Genomic DNA, 16,534 nt, shown 5'->3' with positions numbered 1-16,534 from the left:
GTGTTTGCAGACGTTATCATAGATATCAGACAGGAAAAACTGGATAAGATCTTTCAGTACCGGATTCCGGAGGAGCTGGAGGCAAAGCTTCAGCCCGGGATGGAAGTGATCGTCCCGTTTGGCAAGGGCAACCGGGAGATCAAAGGGTACGTGACCGGGATTTGTGAGACGTGTGACTATGATCTGTCAAAGGTGAAAAATATTACGGCTATCTCGGAGTCGGGCGTGGAGATTGAGGCAAAACTCATCGCTCTGGCGGCGTGGATGCGGGAAAACTACGGCGGCACGATGATTCAGGCGTTAAAAACCGTGCTGCCGATCAAGCAGAAGGAAAATGCGCGGGTGAAGAAAAGGCTCCGGCTTCTGCTCGACAAAGAGACGGGGACGCGGCAGCTTCACTATTATCTGGAGAAAAACCAGAAGGCAAGGGCGCGGCTGATGGCAGCCCTTCTGGATGATCCTCTGCTTGAGTATGAACTTGTGACGAAAAAGCTTAACATTACGATGCAGGTGATCCGGGCTCTTGAGGAGCAGGGCGTCCTTGCTGTCGAATCAGAGCAGGTGTTCCGTAACCCGGTGAAAGGGGAAAAACAGGAAGAACAGCGGATTGTTTACACAGCAGAACAGCAGGCGGCGGTGGATCGGTTCCAGAGTGATTATATGAACGGAATCCGGCAGACGTATCTGATCCACGGAGTGACCGGGAGCGGCAAGACCGAAGTCTACATGGAGATGATCCGGACGATTGTGGAGCAGGGAAAGCAGGCGATTGTCCTGATTCCGGAGATTGCGCTCACATATCAGACGGTTATGCGGTTTTACCGGAAGTTCGGCGACCGGGTGTCCATTATGAACTCCCGGCTCTCAGCCGGGGAGCGGTATGATCAGATGATGCGCGCAAGAGCCGGGAAAGTGGATGTGATGATCGGCCCGAGATCAGCGCTTTTTACGCCTTTTCCGGCGCTCGGGCTGATTGTTATTGATGAAGAACACGAGCCTACTTACAAAAGCGAACAGACGCCCCGGTATCATGCAAGGGAGACGGCCATAAAGCGGGCGCAGATGGAGGGGGCGAGCGTGGTTTTGGGAAGCGCCACCCCGTCGATGGAGGCCATGTACCGGGCGGAAAAGGGCGAGTATGTGCTCTTTGAGATGAAGAACCGTTCCCGGATGCAGCAGATGGCGCAGGTATATACCGTGGATATGAGGGAAGAATTAAGAAATGGAAACCGGTCGATCTTAAGCGGGACGCTTACGGAACTGATGGAGGACCGGCTTGAAAAGCACGAACAGATCATACTCTTCCTGAACAGGCGGGGGTACTCCGGGTTCATTTCCTGCCGGGAATGCGGATATGTGGTCCGCTGCCCGCACTGCAGTGTGTCGCTCTCTGTCCACAGAGACGGGATGATGCGGTGCCATTACTGCGGATATGAGCAGCCGAAAGTGACGGTGTGTCCGGAGTGCGGCTCCAGGTTTATCGGGGAATTCCGGGCGGGAACACAGCAGATCGAAGATATCGTGAAAGCCAGGTTTCCGGGAGCGCGGGTGCTCAGGATGGATATGGACACGACGCGGAAGAAGGACGCCCACGAGAAGATCCTTGCTGCTTTTGCAAATGAGGAGGCAGATATCCTTGTAGGAACCCAGATGATCGTCAAGGGACATGATTTTCCGAATGTGACCCTTGTCGGAATCCTGGCGGCGGATATGTCTCTGTACACGGATGACTACCGTTCCGGAGAGCGGACGTTTCAGCTTCTGACCCAGGCGGCAGGCCGGGCGGGACGGGGCAGCAGGCCGGGGGCGGCAGTGATTCAGACATACAGTCCGGATCACTATGCGGTCAGGGCAGCAGCGGCGCAGGATTACGCAGCGTTTTACGGGGAGGAGATTCGTTACCGGGAACTGATGGGATATCCTCCGGCAGAGGAGCTTCTGGCAGTGCTCGCCTCATGTGAGGATGAGGAGCTTCTGGAGAAAGGATGCCATTATCTGAAAGAATACATTCTTCGGGTGAAGGGAAATGCCCCGGCAGAGGTGATCGGTCCTGCAAGCCCGGGGATCGACAGGATCAAAGATGTATACCGCAGGGTGATCTATATCAAGTCGGCGGAGTACAAAATGCTGACAGGGATAAAGGACAGGCTGGAGCAGTATATTGAGATTAATTCAGGTTTTAATACAATACGGGTTCAGTTTGACTTTAACCCCATGTGACAGCGCCTTAAATAAAAAATACAGTCGGAAAAGACACGTATCAGGGACAGGTGGTTCCGGGATGCAGTGGGACAGCGAGAAGGAGGAAATTATGGCAATCAGACAGGTAAGAGAGATCGGTGACGAGATACTGACAAAGCAGTGCAAGGATGTGCCGAAGATGACGATCCGAACGAAGATTCTCATCGGGGATATGCTGGAGACAATGTACGAATATCACGGGGTCGGGCTTGCGGCGCCCCAGGTCGGTGTTCTGAAAAGGATTGTAGTGATTGACGTGGGAGAAGGCCCTATCGTGCTGATTAATCCTGAGATACTGGAGACATCCGGCGAACAGACCGGCGAGGAAGGCTGCTTGAGTGTTCCCGGCAAGTGGGGATATGTTACCCGGCCGGAGCGCGTGAAAGTGCGCGCGTACAACCAGAACATGGAACTGTTCGAGATGGAGGGCGAGGGACTTCTGGCAAGAGCGTTCTGTCATGAGATCGATCATCTTTCCGGAGAACTGTACGTGGATAAGACGGAGGACGGCCTTCACGATGTGACATATGACGGTGAAGACGAAAATGAGGCAGAAACGGAGGAGTAAGCCATGCGTGTGATATTTATGGGAACGCCGGACTTTTCGGTAGGAACGCTGGAGGCTCTTGTGAATGCGGGATATGACGTGTGCCTTGCAGTGACGCAGCCGGACAAACCGAAAGGAAGAGGCAAAGAGATGCAGTACACTCCGGTAAAGGAGGCTGCTCTCTCTCATGGAATACCGGTCTATCAGCCGCGGAGAGTGCGTGATCCGGAGTGTGTGAAAGAACTTGAAAAATACGGTGCGGACGTGATCGTTGTCATTGCTTTCGGCCAGATTCTCCCGAAATCGATACTCGATATGACGCCCTGCGGATGTATCAACGTCCACGCGTCCCTTCTTCCGAAATACCGCGGCTCCGCTCCGATTCAGTGGTCGATCATTGAAGGTGAGAAGATGACCGGAGTGACGACGATGCAGATGGACGAGGGCATTGACACAGGCGACATGCTTCTGAAAAGAGAAGTGCCGATTACGGAAGAAGAAACCGGAGAAAGTCTGCATGACAAGCTGGCTGCGGCTGGTGCAGAGCTCTGTGTGGAGACATTAAAAGCACTTGAGGAGGGAACCCTCAGGCCTCAGAAACAGGGGGAGAGCCCTACCGGGTACGCAAAGATGCTTACAAAAGAGCTGGGAAATATAGACTGGAGCTGTCCGGCAGCATACATTGAAAGGCTGATCCGTGGACTCACTTCCTGGCCCGGAGCCTACACGCACTGGAACGGGAAAGTGCTGAAAGTGTGGAAGGCGAAAGTCGGGACGGAAGAAAATGCGGCAGGAAAAAATACTGACGGAGAGGGCGGCGCAGGCAGCCCGGTTCCGGGAACTGTGATCCGCGTGGAGAAAGACAGCATTGAAGTACAGACAGGAGACGGAGTGCTGCGCATTCTGGAAGTGCAGCTTCCGGGAAAGAAGAGAATGGAGACAGGTGCGTTCCTGAGGGGGAATAAACTGGAGACCGGAACCGTCTTTACTGCAGAATAACCGGCCGGTCCCCGTTATATCAGGAGGTTGATGCCATGTTCTACTATTACTATGACTGGACTTATCTGCTCGTTGTCATCGGAGCCCTCATCTGTATCGCGGCTTCCGGGCGGGTGAACCGTGTGTTTTCACAGTATTCCAGAGTCCGCAGCAGGACCGGGCTTACCGGGCGGGAGGCGGCGGAACAGATTCTCCGCCGCAACGGGATTTATGACGTCCAGGTGATCCACATCCCCGGGAATCTGACGGATCACTATAACCCGTCGAAGAAGACACTGGGACTTTCGGACACGGTGTATAATTCCGCTTCGGTGGCAGCAGTGGGAGTGGCGGCCCACGAGTGCGGGCATGCGGTTCAGCACGCTACAGGCTATGCGCCGCTTCAGATCAGAGGAGCCCTTGTGCCGGCGGCGAATATCGGATCGATGGCTGCCTGGCCGCTTATTATCATCGGACTGTTTTTAAACGGGGAGACGGCGGTGTTTCTCATTAACCTGGGGATCCTGCTCTTCTCCGCAGCCGTACTTTTTCAGATCGTCACCCTGCCGGTGGAGTTCAATGCATCAAACCGGGCGGTGAAAGTCCTTGAGTCGTCCGGGATGCTCTACCCGGATGAGGTGGACTCAGTGAAAAGGGTGCTCGGCGCCGCGGCGCTTACCTATGTGGCGAGTGCGGCTTCGATGATTCTGCAGCTTTTAAGGCTTATTATAATCGGAGGAAGAAAAAGGAATGACTAAACCTGTGAATGAACGGGAGATTGTGCTGGCAGTTCTCATGGAAGTGACGGAGAACGGCCGGCACAGTCACATTGTGCTCAAAGAAGTGCTGGACAAATATCAGTACATGGAGAAAAGAGAGCGCTCTTTTATCACAAGAGTGACGGAAGGGACGCTGGAGCATTTGATTGAGATTGATTATATCCTCGATCAGTTCTCAAAAGTGAAAGTAAAGAAGATGAAGCCGGTCATCCGCAACCTGTTAAGGAGCGCAGTGTACCAGCTTAAATATATGGACCGGATACCGGACCGGGCCGTGTGCAGCGAATCGGTCAGGCTGGCGGTAAAAAAGGGATTCTCCGGGCTTAAGGGCTATGTAAACGGAGTGCTTCGTAATATTGCAAGAGAGCTGGATCAGGTAGAGTATCCAAAAGAGCCGACAGCGGCCCTTTCCGTGCGTTATTCCTGCCCGGAGTGGATTGTACGGATGTGGCGTGACCAGTACGGTGATGAGGTGACGGAGACGATGCTGCGGGATTTCCAGGAGGAAAAGCCGACGGCGGTACGCTGCTGTTTAAACCGCATATCACCGGAAGAGCTGAAGATAAGACTGGAGAACGAGGGCGTACATGTACAGAGACATCCCTACCTTCCATATGCTTTTGAGATCTCGGGATATGATTACCTCGAGCGCCTGGAATCTTTCCGGGAAGGGCTTTTCACCGTGCAGGACGTAAGCTCCATGCTTGTGGGGGAAGCGGCGGATCCGAAAGCCGGGGATCTGGTGATTGACGTCTGCGCTGCGCCGGGAGGCAAGGCGCTCCATGCGGCGGAGAAGATCTTTATGAAAGAAAAAGGAGCTGCGGCCGCGGCGCCGGGAGACTCCGCAGCGAAAGAAAGCGGTTCTGCGACGGAAGAGGACGGAGTTGTGCCGGAAGAGGTCGGCTCTGCGCCGGGACATGTGGAGGCAAGAGACCTGACAGAATACAAAGTAGATCTGATCCGGGAGAATATCAGCCGCTCCGGCCTTACAAATATTTCCGCGGCCTGCATGGACGCGTCTGTCCCGGACAGGGAGTCTTTCGGGAAGGCAGATATTGTGATTGCGGATCTTCCCTGCTCCGGGCTGGGTGTTATGGGCCGGAAGCCGGAGCTCCGCTACCGGGCGTCAAAGGAAAGCGTTGAAAGCCTCTCAAAGCTGCAAAGAGAGATTCTCTCGTGCGTACAGAATTATGTGAAGCCGGGAGGAACGCTGATCTACAGTACATGTACTGTTACCCGGGAGGAAAACATGGACAACGTTCAATGGTTTCTTAGAGAGTACCCGGAGTTCACTTTCGATGATATCGGGGAGAAGCTCTGCCCGGAGCTGAAAAAAAGTATGACGGAAAAGGGCTGTATCCAGCTTCTGCCCGGTGTACATAAGGCGGACGGATTTTTTATCGCGCGCTTCCGGCGGAGTGTGCGGCCGTGAAAACTTTCGGTCCGTCCGAAGGCAGCATAGAAAAGGAATGATAAAAAGATGAAAAAGGACATCCGTTCATATGGATATGACGAACTGATACAGGAGATGGAACGCCTGGGAGAGAAACCTTTCCGCGCCAGGCAGATCTACGAGTGGCTTCACGTGAAGCTGGCGGACAGCTTTGAAGAGATGTCGAATCTCTCCCTGAAGCTGAGAGCAAGACTGGACGAAGAGTATGAAATACTGCCTGTTGAGATGGAGGAGAGACAGATATCAAAACTCGACGGGACGAACAAGTTTCTCTTCCGCCTGCATGACGGCAATATGATAGAAAGCGTGCTCATGAAATATAAACACGGCAATTCCGTCTGTATTTCCTCCCAGGCAGGCTGCAGGATGGGGTGCGTGTTCTGCGCCTCCACGATCGGCGGGCTGAAGCGGAACCTGATGCCCTCCGAGATGCTCGGACAGATCTATCAGATTCAGAAGATCACAGGGGAGAGAGTGTCGAATGTCGTGATTATGGGAACAGGAGAGCCGCTTGACAATTATGAAAATTTTCTGAAATTCATTCATATGCTGACCGACAAACATGGACTTAACATCAGCCAGAGAAACGTAACGGTATCGACCTGCGGCATTGTTCCCCGGATGAGAGCGCTGGCGGAAGAAAAGCTCCAGATCACACTGGCACTTTCCCTGCACGGTTCCACCCAGGAAAAGCGAAGAAAGCTCATGCCGGTTGCAAACAGATACGATCTGCAGGAAGTGCTTTCTGCCTGCGATACATATTTTGAAAAGACGGGCAGGCGGGTGACGTTTGAGTACAGTCTTGTCCATGGAGTCAACGACCGGGACGAGGACGCGGCGGAACTGGCGGCGATTTTAAAGCCGAGAAACTGCCATCTGAACCTGATTCCGGTCAATCCGGTAAAAGAAAGGACTTTTGTGCGCCCAAGCAGGAAAAATGCCCTGAATTTCAAAAATAAACTTGAAAAAAGCGGAATAAATGTTACTATAAGAAGGGAAATGGGCTCTGATATAGACGGGGCCTGCGGTCAGCTCAGACGCCGCTATGTGGAAGAAGAAACAAAATCGGACGAATCATAAGGAGACAGATATGAGGACATTTTCAATTACAGACGTGGGAATGGTACGGCAGGTGAATCAGGATTATGTCTATACGACGGACCGGCCTTTGGGAATTCTTCAGAATCTCTTTGTCGTCGCGGACGGAATGGGCGGACACCAGGCAGGAGACTATGCTTCCAAATACACGGTGGAAGTTCTTCAGAGAGAACTGAAGGAGAGTGAGGGCGAGGACATTGAAAAGTGCCTTGTGAACGCCATCAAGACTGCAAACCGTGAAATTATAAAAGAAGCGGCCCGTGACGAACATTTGAAGGGGATGGGAACAACTGTAGTCGCTGCGACGATCATGAATCAGATGATGTACTTCGCGAATGTGGGGGACAGCCGTCTGTATCTGATCAATCAGGGGATTCAGCAGCTCACGAAAGATCATTCCCTTGTAGAGGAGATGGTGAGACTCGGCGGCATCAAGCCGGAGGAGGCAAAGCACCATCCGGATAAAAATATTATCACAAGAGCCATCGGTGCGAAAGCCGATGTGGATGTGGATTTCTACGAGCACCGTCTGAAACGGGGAGACATCATTCTGATGTGTACAGACGGTCTGAGCAACATGGTTGAGGATGAGGAGCTCTTCCATATCGTTCAGGGTGGCAGAGATATCGTAGAAGCCGGGCAGGCTCTTGTCGATGCTGCAAAGGAAAATGGCGGTACGGACAATATAGGGGTTGTCCTTGTAGAACCGTTCGCAGATGAGGTGAGTGTATTATGATTAAAGAAGGAGTTTACTTAGGGAAAAGATATGAAATTTTAGGACGTATCGGTTCCGGCGGCATGGCAGATGTCTATAAGGGGAAGGATCACAAGCTGAACCGGTACGTGGCAATAAAAGTGCTGAAAAGTGATTACCGCCAGGACGAGGTGTTTATCAAAAAATTCTTAAGCGAGGCTCAGGCAGCGGCCGGACTGATGCATCCGAACGTGGTAAATGTCTATGACGTGGGCCAGGACCGCGGCCTTTACTACATGGTCATGGAACTGGTGGAAGGAATCACGCTGAAAGACTATATCGAAAAAAAGGGCAGAATTTCAGCGAAGGAGACGATCAGCATCTCGATCCAGATGGTGACCGGACTTCAGGCAGCTCACAACCATCATATCATTCACAGAGATATTAAGCCGCAGAATATTATCATATCAAAAGACGGCAAGGTAAAAGTGACAGACTTCGGGATCGCACGGGCGACGACATCTACCCAGACGATCAGCACAAGCGTCATGGGTTCTGTCCACTATACGTCTCCGGAGCAGGCGAGAGGCGGAGTCGTCGACGAGAAGAGTGATATCTATTCGATCGGTATCACGATGTATGAGATGATTACAGGCCATGTGCCTTTTGACGGGGATTCGACAGTGTCTGTGGCGCTGAAGCATCTTCAGGAACAGATCACATCGCCTTCCGAGGAGGTGCCGGATCTTCCGTACAGCCTGGAATGCATCATCATGAAATGTACGCAGAAAAACCCGGCTCTCAGGTACCACGACTGCGCGTCTCTTCTCACAGATCTGAAGCGCTCGCTCGTGGATCCGGACGGAGACTTTGTTCTGGCCGGAGGTGCTGCCGTCGGCACGGATACCGACCGGACAGTTGTTATGTCAACAGAAGAGCTGGAGCAGGTGCAGAGACGGAATTATAACCGGGATGACGAGGAAGACGATTACGACAGCGACGACGATGAGGATGAAGAGGATGACGACGATGATTACAGCAGACGCCGTCAGCAGCATGACCGCAGGCGCCGGAAGAACAATGTAAATTCCGATACAAAGCGGATCATGAAGATTCTCATGATCGTTGCGGGTGTTGTGATCGCGCTGCTGGTCCTTTTCCTTGTCGCCAACGCGGCAGGATTTTTCAGCGGCGGCCCGGGACTTGCACAGGAAGAGGAAGAGACCGTGGAAGTGCCGGATCTTCGCGGAATGACCGAAGACGAAGCGCGCGCGGAATTAAAGGATATGGAACTTGGCATGAAAGTGCAGAATGAGCGCCAGCCGTCCAGCAAGTACGCGGAAGGCGAGATTATGAGCCAGGATCCCCAGCCCGGAGAGAATGCCGAGAAGCATACAACGATCACTGTTGTTATAAGCAGCGGCGAGGAACCGGAGATGACCACCGTCCCGAATGTAGTGAACAGTTCGGAGGCGGACGCGGAAGAAGCAATCCGCAATGCAAATCTTGTTGTATCTCACGGAGAGGCACAGTACAGCGATGAAATTGCGGAAGGCAATGTAATCTCCTCCGATCCGACTGCAGGTACAGAAGTGGAAGAAGGAACGACTGTAACGATCGTTGTAAGTTTAGGAGAGGAACCTGCGACAGTTCCTGACCTGAGAAATAAATCAGCCAGCCAGGCAGAGTCTGACCTTGCCGCGGCCGGACTTGTGGGAAGCGCCAGCGAGGAATACAGTGATACCGTTGAGGCGGGAATTGTAATTTCACAGGGTACAGAAGCCGGCAGCAAGGTGGCAAAAGGTTCAACTGTGAATTATGTAGTAAGCCTCGGACCGGAAACCGAGTATGTGTCCGTTCCGTCATTGAGCAATTGTACAGAAGAAGAAGCACGTCAGAAACTTGAAGATGCCGGACTTACTGTGGGAACAGTGGACTCCCAGTACAGTACGGTTCAGCGGGGGTATGTGATAACTCAGACGGCATCACCGGGAAGCTCTGTGGAAAAGGGCACTGCGATCGGATTTACGATCAGTCTCGGACCGGATCCGGCATCGTCGTCCGGCGGCCAGGGCGGTTCGGAGGATAATTCATCCGGCGGATCACAGTGACAGGACAGGAAAGTCAGTATATGCAAGGTAAGATTATAAAAGGAATCGCCGGATTTTACTACGTTCACGTGGTAGAATCCGGTGTTTATGAATGTAAGGCAAAAGGGATATTCAGAAAGGACGGAATTAAGCCGCTTGTCGGGGACAACGTTGAAATGGAAGTCACCGACGAAAAGGACATGGAAGGAAACATAACAAAAATCCTTCCGAGGAAGAATGAGCTGATCCGTCCGGCGGTGGCCAATATTGATCAGGCGCTGGTCGTGTTTGCAGTGACAAAGCCGAAGCCGCATTTTAATCTGCTGGACCGGTTTCTCGTTATGATGGAGAGCAAGGAGATCCCCGTGATTCTCTGTTTCAACAAGACGGATATCGCGAAAGAGCCGCAGATTGCGGAACTGAAGGAGATTTATGAACAGTGCGGCTATCCGCTTCTGTTTACGAGCGCGAGAGAAGAGATAAGGATCGGAGAACTCAAAAGCTGCCTTAGCGGGAAGACGACGGCGATCGCCGGCCCGTCCGGGGTGGGAAAGTCATCTCTGATCAACCGTCTTCAGACGGAAGTGAAAATGGAAACAGGAAGCATCAGCAGGAAGATTGAGCGTGGGAAACACACGACAAGACATTCTGAGCTGATTGTTCTGGAAGAAGGTTCTTATATTATGGACACTCCGGGTTTCAGTTCCCTCTATGTAGGAGACATGGAAAAAGAAGGACTGAAATACTGCTTTCCGGAGTTTGGCCCGTATGAGGGCAAGTGCCGGTTTAACGGGTGTGACCACATCCACGAGCCTGACTGTGCGGTGAAAGAGGCTGTGGATGAGGGGAAAATACACAAAAACAGGTACGATGACTATGTCGCGATGTACCGGGAAATTCAGGAAAGGAAGAGGTATTAGCTATGAAAAACATTTTGGCGCCATCCATACTTTCAGCAGATTTTAAGATTCTCGGAGAACAGCTTAAAGAGACGGAGGAGGCAGGGGCACAGTACATTCATTTTGATGTGATGGACGGGATTTTTGTCCCGAGCATTTCTTTCGGTATGCCGGTGCTCTCCTCTCTGAAGGGCTTTACAGAACAGGTGCTTGACGTTCACCTTATGGTGACGGAGCCGGTCCGCTATGTGAAAGAGTTTGCAAAATGCGGAGCTGACATTATCACGGTTCATCTGGAGGCATGCGAAGATGTTCAGGGGACGCTTGACGCCATCCATGAGTGCGGCGTGAAGGCGGGGCTTTCCATCAAGCCTAAGACGCCTGTGGATGCGCTTCTTCCCTATCTGGATCAGGCGGAAATGTTTCTTGTCATGAGCGTGGAGCCGGGGTTTGGAGGCCAGGCGTTTATTCCGGAGTCTCTTGAGCGGATCCGGAGTTTAAGAGAACTGCTTGAAAAGCAGGGACTCAAGACAGATATCGAAGTAGACGGGGGCGTTTACCAGACCAATGTCGCGGAAGTGCTTACAGCGGGCGCCAATGTCATTGTCTCGGGCTCCGGTGTATATAAAGGCGACATCAGAAAGAATACAGCAGGATTTATGGAGATATTGAGAAAATATGAGTAAGAGAACTGTAATTGTAAGCGGGGGTATGCTGGAAGAGGATTTTGTGCTCCCGATTTTGAAAAGTGAAGATACGGAGTTTATTATCGGAGTGGACAGAGGACTTGAATTTCTGTACAGCCATCAGATCAAGCCGGATTATATTGTGGGAGATTTCGACAGCGTGGCCCCCGGGCTTGTAAGTTATTACAGGGAGGAGATTAATGTCCCGATCCGTGAGTTCAACCCGGTGAAGGATGCCTCTGACACAGAGATTGCGCTGAGGCTCTGTCTGGGACTGAACCGCAAGCATATATGGATACTCGGAGGCACCGGAAACAGAATCGATCATCTCTGGGCGAACGTACAGTGCCTTCAGATTGCCGTTGAGGCAGGGGCGGATGCAAGAATTCTGGACAGCCACAACCAGATCCGTCTGCTTGACCATGAGATCACTCTGAAAAAAGAGGAGGCTTTTGGCCCGTATTTTTCCCTGTTTCCACTGGAACTTCCGGTAGATGATTTCAATATCAGCGGGGCAAAGTATCCGCTTAAAAACCATTTTTTAAAGCCGAGCGACAGCCTTTGTGTCAGCAATGAGTTTCAGGAGGACGAGGTGACGATCTCATTTGCCTACGGAAAGGTGATCCTGATGGAGACAAGAGACTGAAAAAATTGCTGTGCCGGGCTGTGGAAAGAGAGTGCCGGCGAAAGAGAAAAAAACGTCTGAAGCAGTACAGCCGTCAGCAATAGCGGAAATGTTTAAACTGGAGATTAGCGGGAGATGTTTTATGAGAGTGAGTAATTAAGAGAAAATTACTCACTCTTTTTGTACAGACGGCGAGCCGGAGCCAGGCTTGCCTGCGATATTGCCGGCAGTTTGCAATCCCGGAATGTGCCGTCGGGTGCTTCAGGCAACTGTATTTTCTGTGTTTCCGGCTATTTCGATTTTAATTGAAAAAACGGCGCTTTTATGCTATACTCTATAGTTGCTTTAGACTCTATTAATATTGATAAATGAGGAGATGTGAAGATATATGAAATTAGGAATCGTAGGTTTGCCAAATGTGGGAAAGAGCACATTGTTTAATTCACTGACAAAGGCCGGGGCCGAGTCGGCAAACTATCCGTTCTGTACGATCGATCCGAACATAGGTGTGGTTACTGTGCCGGATAAAAGACTGGATGTGCTGGGAGAGATGTATCACACAAAGAAGATCATCCCGGCGGTTATTGAGTTTGTGGATATTGCCGGACTTGTAAAGGGGGCGTCCAAAGGAGAAGGACTGGGAAACCAGTTCCTTGCGAATATCCGTGAGGTGGACGCGATTGTACATGTGGTGCGCTGCTTTGAGAACAGCAATATTGTACATGTGGATGGAAGCATTGACCCGATGCGGGATATTGAGACGATCAACCTGGAGCTGATTTTCTCGGATCTTGAAATTTTGGAGAGAAGGATCGCCAAGACGGTCAAGCTGTCGCGCAACGACAAGACAGCGGCGAAAGAACTCGATCTTCTTAATCGCTTAAAGGCGCATCTGGAGGACAATAAGCTGGCGAAGACGTTTACAACTGACGATGAGGACGAGCAGGAGTGGCTCGCGGGTTACAACCTGCTGACTGCAAAGCCGGTGATCTTTGCGGCTAATGTATCAGAGGATGATCTGGCAGACGACGGAGCATCCAACGCAGGTGTGCAGGCGGTTCGTGAATACGCTGCACAGGAAGACTGCGAAGTGTTTGTCGTCTGCGCGGAGATTGAGGAAGAGATCTCTCAGCTGGATGACGATGAGAAGAAGATGTTCCTTGATGATCTGGGACTGGAAGAGTCCGGCCTTGAAAAACTGATCAAGGCAAGCTATCACCTGCTCGGGCTGATCAGTTATCTGACTGCGGGAGAGCCGGAAGTGCGCGCATGGACGATTAAGAAAGGAACAAAAGCGCCTCAGGCAGCAGGCAAGATTCATTCAGATTTTGAACGCGGATTTATCCGCGCGGAGGTAGTCAGCTATGACGACCTGATGGCATGCGGATCTCATAATGCCGCAAGCGAGAAAGGGCTGGTCCGTCTTGAAGGAAAGGATTATGTTGTACAGGACGGAGACATCATGCTGTTCCGGTTCAATGTATAGCAACAGTTCACCCATACGTCCGAATACGGGCAAAGAAGCACAGACATATCAGAAGGGGGAATGAAGGGGCATGCATTATGACATTGCTTTCCCGAATCTGGGAATTTACCTGGAACATGTAGGGAAAAATATCAGTATACACGGATTTACAATTGCTTATTACGGGATCATTATCGGCTGCGCGATTCTGATCGGTTTTCTGATTGCCACGGCAGAGGCGAAACGCACAAGGCAGAATCCGGAAGATTATCTCGATATGGGGATTATAGGAGTTGTGGCCGGCATTGTCGGAGCCAGGCTCTACTATGTGATATTTTCCTGGGATATGTACAGGGATAATCTGCTGGAGATCTTTAACTTGCGGCATGGCGGACTGGCCATATACGGCGGTGTAATCGGAGCTGTTATTGCGGTGTTCATTATGGCGAGAGTCAAACGTCTGTCGCCGTTTCAGATTCTTGACACGGTGGCAATGGCGATTTTGAACGGACAGATGCTTGGGCGCTGGGGCAATTTTTTCAACCGCGAAGCATTCGGTGAATACACAGACAGCCTGTTTGCCATGAGACTGCCGCTTGACGCAGTGAGATCAGGCGATGTGACAGAACTTATGCGTGAACATATGGAGGTCATTGACGGAGTCAGCTATATTCAGGTGCATCCTACTTTTCTCTATGAATCTCTCTGGTGTGCGGTGCTTCTTATTATTCTTATGATATACCGCAAACATAAAAAGTATGAAGGTGAACTTTTCCTTCTGTATATTTTCGGATATGCGCTGGGACGCGTCTGGATCGAAGGCCTGAGGACAGACCAGCTTCTCCTGCCCGGAGTCGGGCTGCCGGTATCCCAGCTTCTTGCGGGAAGCGTTGTGATATTTGCTGGAGCGGCGCTTCTGTGGCTGCGGAATCACCACAAGAGAATTCCCATGCTGAAGGCAAAGAAAGTATATGAGCCCATGCCGGATAAGATTGAAGGGAAAAAGCCGCCGAAGAAAAAAGATAAAATATTTAAGTTCAAAGACTGAAAGCAGGGGCTGACAATGTGATCCGGAAGAGAAACGGATTCCTGAGTAATGCAGAACCGGGGCAGTCGGAATAAAAATGGCCGGGCGGAGACGATCCCCGGTCATTTTCTGTACAGAAATCAAAAAAGAAATGGAGGAAGAAGCAGTGAGCGGAGAAAAAATAAGCGCGGATATTCTGAAAACCTACCCATGTATTGACGAAAAGGAGACCGACCGGCTTCTGAACCGGGAGATTGAGAAAAACGCGTCGAAGATTGTTGTTCTGGATGATGACCCGACAGGGGTACAGACTGTTCATGATATTTCGGTTTATACAGACTGGAGCGCAGGCAGTGTGCTCAGCGGTTTTAAGGAAAGCGGAAAGCTTTTCTACATTCTGACAAATTCCCGCGGATTTACTTCGGAGCAGACGAAAAAGGCTCACAGAGAGATTGCGGAGAATATCGCGGCGGCTGCGAAAGCGACAGGGAAAGATTATATAATCGTAAGCAGAAGTGACTCGACTCTGCGCGGACACTATCCGCTTGAAACGGAAGTGCTGAGGGAAACGCTTGAGGCTGCCGGGGAACCTGTCCCGGACGGCGAGGTGCTCTGCCCGTTTTTCAAAGAGGGCGGGAGATATACGATTAGAAATATCCATTATGTGAAGTACGGAGAAGAACTTGTGCCGGCGGCGGACACAGAGTTTGCAAAAGACGTGACTTTCGGGTATCATTCCTCGGATCTGCGTCAGTATATTGAAGAAAAGACAGCGGGAAAATATTCCGCCGATTCGGTCACATGCATTTCGCTTGACTCTCTGCGGAATATGCAGATCGACAACATTGCGGAACAGCTTCTGTCTGTGGAGGATTTCGGCAAGATCATCGTCAATGCCATCGACTACTGCGATGTAAAAGTATTCTGCACTGCGCTGTACAGAGCGATGACGGCGGGGAAGCGCTTCATGTTCCGTTCAGCCGCAGGAATCGTAAAGGCGTTGGGCGGAGTTTCAGACAAGCCGCTTCTGACGCGCGGGGAGATGATCGTAAATGAGACAGAGAACGGCGGCATCGTCGTTGTCGGCAGTCACACAGACAAAACGACAAGGCAGCTCAAAAGACTGCTTTCGCTGGAGTGCGTGGAGGGGATTCCGTTTCACTCCGATCTTGTGATGAAAGGCGACGAGGCGTTCTATGCAGAGGTGGACCGCGTTGTCGCTGAAAGCGAGAGGGTCATCCTCTCGGGAAAGACCGCTGTCTGCTATACAGACCGTAAGGTTCTCACAGTGGAAAATGAGAGCAAAGAAGAGGCGCTTGTTCGTTCGGTCAAAATCTCAGACGGTGTGCAGTCTCTTGTGGGAAGACTGAAAACTGCCCCGGCGTTTGTTGTGGCAAAGGGAGGAATCACCTCCAGTGATGTGGGGACGAAGGCGCTTAAGGTAAAGCGTGCCGTTGTGATGGGCCAGATCAGACCAGGAATCCCTGTGTGGCAGACTGGAGAGGAGAGCACATTTCCCGGTACTCCGTATGTGATCTTCCCCGGAAATGTAGGCGAGGAAGAAACGCTTAAGGAAGCTGTGGAGATACTTGCCGGGGAAACATGTTGAGAAAATCCTGAAAATCGGTTATACTCTTGAGGAGGATTAATCACTTGCAATTCCGGAATGTGCCGCCTGGCCCTTCCGGTAATTTGTAAAAAACGGAAGATATTCACAGAGACAGCGGCGTTGGCTGAGGGATGAAAGAAGCGGAGGATAAGAGAATGGGAATTGCGTCACTGGTACTTGGAATCATTTCAATCGTGTCGGCAGTGTTCGCCACGGGTAAGTAGGTAATCATCCGTACCTTGACAAATGAGTATTCCGTGGCTTCAGAGCCACTCAATCCGTTACAGAGAGCCATCCATTCCGAACGATAGAGCCACCTGAATTATAAGGGCAATCCGCTGTT

General features: G+C 51.4%; 14 protein-coding genes. All 14 read left to right on the top strand.

What is annotated here, in order from left to right:
• The gene (gene priA / locus LKD70_RS15215; RefSeq protein WP_227708725.1) at positions 1 to 2,220 is read left to right on the top strand and encodes a replication restart helicase PriA; all 2,220 of its coding nucleotides are present in this window, start codon (positions 1 to 3) and stop codon (positions 2,218 to 2,220) included.
• Between the two features lie 91 nt (positions 2,221 to 2,311).
• Entirely contained in the window at positions 2,312 to 2,809 is a 498-nt protein-coding gene (def, locus tag LKD70_RS15210; RefSeq protein ID WP_227708724.1) for a peptide deformylase, read from the top strand.
• Positions 2,810 to 2,812: 3 nt separating this feature from the next.
• Positions 2,813 to 3,787 (top strand): methionyl-tRNA formyltransferase, encoded by a 975-nt coding sequence (fmt, locus tag LKD70_RS15205; protein WP_227708722.1) that lies wholly within the window; start codon positions 2,813 to 2,815, stop codon positions 3,785 to 3,787.
• 35 nt (positions 3,788 to 3,822) lie between these two features.
• Positions 3,823 to 4,524: a zinc metallopeptidase gene (locus tag LKD70_RS15200; protein WP_227708721.1), complete on the top strand. Its 702-nt coding sequence runs from the start codon at positions 3,823 to 3,825 to the stop codon at positions 4,522 to 4,524.
• Positions 4,517 to 5,977, top strand: a complete 1,461-nt coding sequence (locus LKD70_RS15195) for a 16S rRNA (cytosine(967)-C(5))-methyltransferase RsmB (protein ID WP_227708720.1) — start codon at positions 4,517 to 4,519, stop codon at positions 5,975 to 5,977. The genes LKD70_RS15200 and LKD70_RS15195 overlap by 8 nt, the downstream gene beginning before the upstream one ends.
• A gap of 48 nt (positions 5,978 to 6,025) precedes the next feature.
• Complete coding sequence (gene rlmN, locus LKD70_RS15190) at positions 6,026 to 7,078, top strand: 23S rRNA (adenine(2503)-C(2))-methyltransferase RlmN (protein ID WP_227708719.1); 1,053 nt, start codon at positions 6,026 to 6,028, stop codon at positions 7,076 to 7,078.
• Between the two features lie 10 nt (positions 7,079 to 7,088).
• A complete protein-coding gene (locus LKD70_RS15185) occupies positions 7,089 to 7,832 on the top strand; it encodes a Stp1/IreP family PP2C-type Ser/Thr phosphatase (RefSeq protein WP_227708717.1) in 744 nt (247 codons plus the stop codon).
• Positions 7,829 to 9,901: a Stk1 family PASTA domain-containing Ser/Thr kinase gene (gene pknB, locus LKD70_RS15180; RefSeq protein ID WP_227708716.1), complete on the top strand. Its 2,073-nt coding sequence runs from the start codon at positions 7,829 to 7,831 to the stop codon at positions 9,899 to 9,901. The genes LKD70_RS15185 and pknB overlap by 4 nt, the downstream gene beginning before the upstream one ends.
• Before the next feature lie 20 nt (positions 9,902 to 9,921).
• Positions 9,922 to 10,800, top strand: a complete 879-nt coding sequence (gene rsgA / locus LKD70_RS15175) for a ribosome small subunit-dependent GTPase A (RefSeq protein ID WP_227708715.1) — start codon at positions 9,922 to 9,924, stop codon at positions 10,798 to 10,800.
• 2 nt (positions 10,801 to 10,802) lie between these two features.
• Entirely contained in the window at positions 10,803 to 11,465 is a 663-nt protein-coding gene (gene rpe / locus LKD70_RS15170; RefSeq protein ID WP_227708714.1) for a ribulose-phosphate 3-epimerase, read from the top strand.
• Entirely contained in the window at positions 11,458 to 12,111 is a 654-nt protein-coding gene (locus LKD70_RS15165) for a thiamine diphosphokinase (protein WP_227708713.1), read from the top strand. The genes rpe and LKD70_RS15165 overlap by 8 nt, the downstream gene beginning before the upstream one ends.
• A 367-nt stretch (positions 12,112 to 12,478) precedes the next feature.
• Positions 12,479 to 13,576: a redox-regulated ATPase YchF gene (gene ychF, locus LKD70_RS15160; protein WP_227708712.1), complete on the top strand. Its 1,098-nt coding sequence runs from the start codon at positions 12,479 to 12,481 to the stop codon at positions 13,574 to 13,576.
• A gap of 70 nt (positions 13,577 to 13,646) precedes the next feature.
• Positions 13,647 to 14,603: a prolipoprotein diacylglyceryl transferase gene (lgt, locus tag LKD70_RS15155; RefSeq protein ID WP_227708710.1), complete on the top strand. Its 957-nt coding sequence runs from the start codon at positions 13,647 to 13,649 to the stop codon at positions 14,601 to 14,603.
• Between the two features lie 145 nt (positions 14,604 to 14,748).
• On the top strand, positions 14,749 to 16,191 hold the full coding sequence (locus LKD70_RS15150; RefSeq protein WP_407690985.1) for a four-carbon acid sugar kinase family protein: 1,443 nt from the start codon (positions 14,749 to 14,751) through the stop codon (positions 16,189 to 16,191).
• The last annotated feature ends 343 nt before the right edge of the window (positions 16,192 to 16,534 follow it).

This window comes from Ruminococcus turbiniformis, assembly GCF_020687545.1.
Lineage (GTDB): Bacteria > Bacillota > Clostridia > Lachnospirales > Lachnospiraceae > Mediterraneibacter > Mediterraneibacter turbiniformis.
The sequence above is the reverse complement of the archived record's forward strand: the minus strand, read 5'-3'. Positions and strand labels throughout refer to the sequence as shown.

What these genes read in the sequence shown, in the direction of transcription:
- def (WP_227708724.1), top strand. Translation starts at nt 2,312, where the DNA reads ATGGCAATCAGACAGGTAAGAGAGATCGGTGACGAGATACTGACAAAG.
- LKD70_RS15165 (WP_227708713.1), top strand. Translation starts at nt 11,458, where the DNA reads ATGAGTAAGAGAACTGTAATTGTAAGCGGGGGTATGCTGGAAGAGGAT.
- LKD70_RS15195 (WP_227708720.1), top strand. Translation starts at nt 4,517, where the DNA reads ATGACTAAACCTGTGAATGAACGGGAGATTGTGCTGGCAGTTCTCATG.
- rlmN (WP_227708719.1), top strand. Translation starts at nt 6,026, where the DNA reads ATGAAAAAGGACATCCGTTCATATGGATATGACGAACTGATACAGGAG.
- ychF (WP_227708712.1), top strand. Translation starts at nt 12,479, where the DNA reads ATGAAATTAGGAATCGTAGGTTTGCCAAATGTGGGAAAGAGCACATTG.
- pknB (WP_227708716.1), top strand. Translation starts at nt 7,829, where the DNA reads ATGATTAAAGAAGGAGTTTACTTAGGGAAAAGATATGAAATTTTAGGA.
- LKD70_RS15185 (WP_227708717.1), top strand. Translation starts at nt 7,089, where the DNA reads ATGAGGACATTTTCAATTACAGACGTGGGAATGGTACGGCAGGTGAAT.
- lgt (WP_227708710.1), top strand. Translation starts at nt 13,647, where the DNA reads ATGCATTATGACATTGCTTTCCCGAATCTGGGAATTTACCTGGAACAT.
- LKD70_RS15200 (WP_227708721.1), top strand. Translation starts at nt 3,823, where the DNA reads ATGTTCTACTATTACTATGACTGGACTTATCTGCTCGTTGTCATCGGA.
- fmt (WP_227708722.1), top strand. Translation starts at nt 2,813, where the DNA reads ATGCGTGTGATATTTATGGGAACGCCGGACTTTTCGGTAGGAACGCTG.
- rpe (WP_227708714.1), top strand. Translation starts at nt 10,803, where the DNA reads ATGAAAAACATTTTGGCGCCATCCATACTTTCAGCAGATTTTAAGATT.
- rsgA (WP_227708715.1), top strand. Translation starts at nt 9,922, where the DNA reads ATGCAAGGTAAGATTATAAAAGGAATCGCCGGATTTTACTACGTTCAC.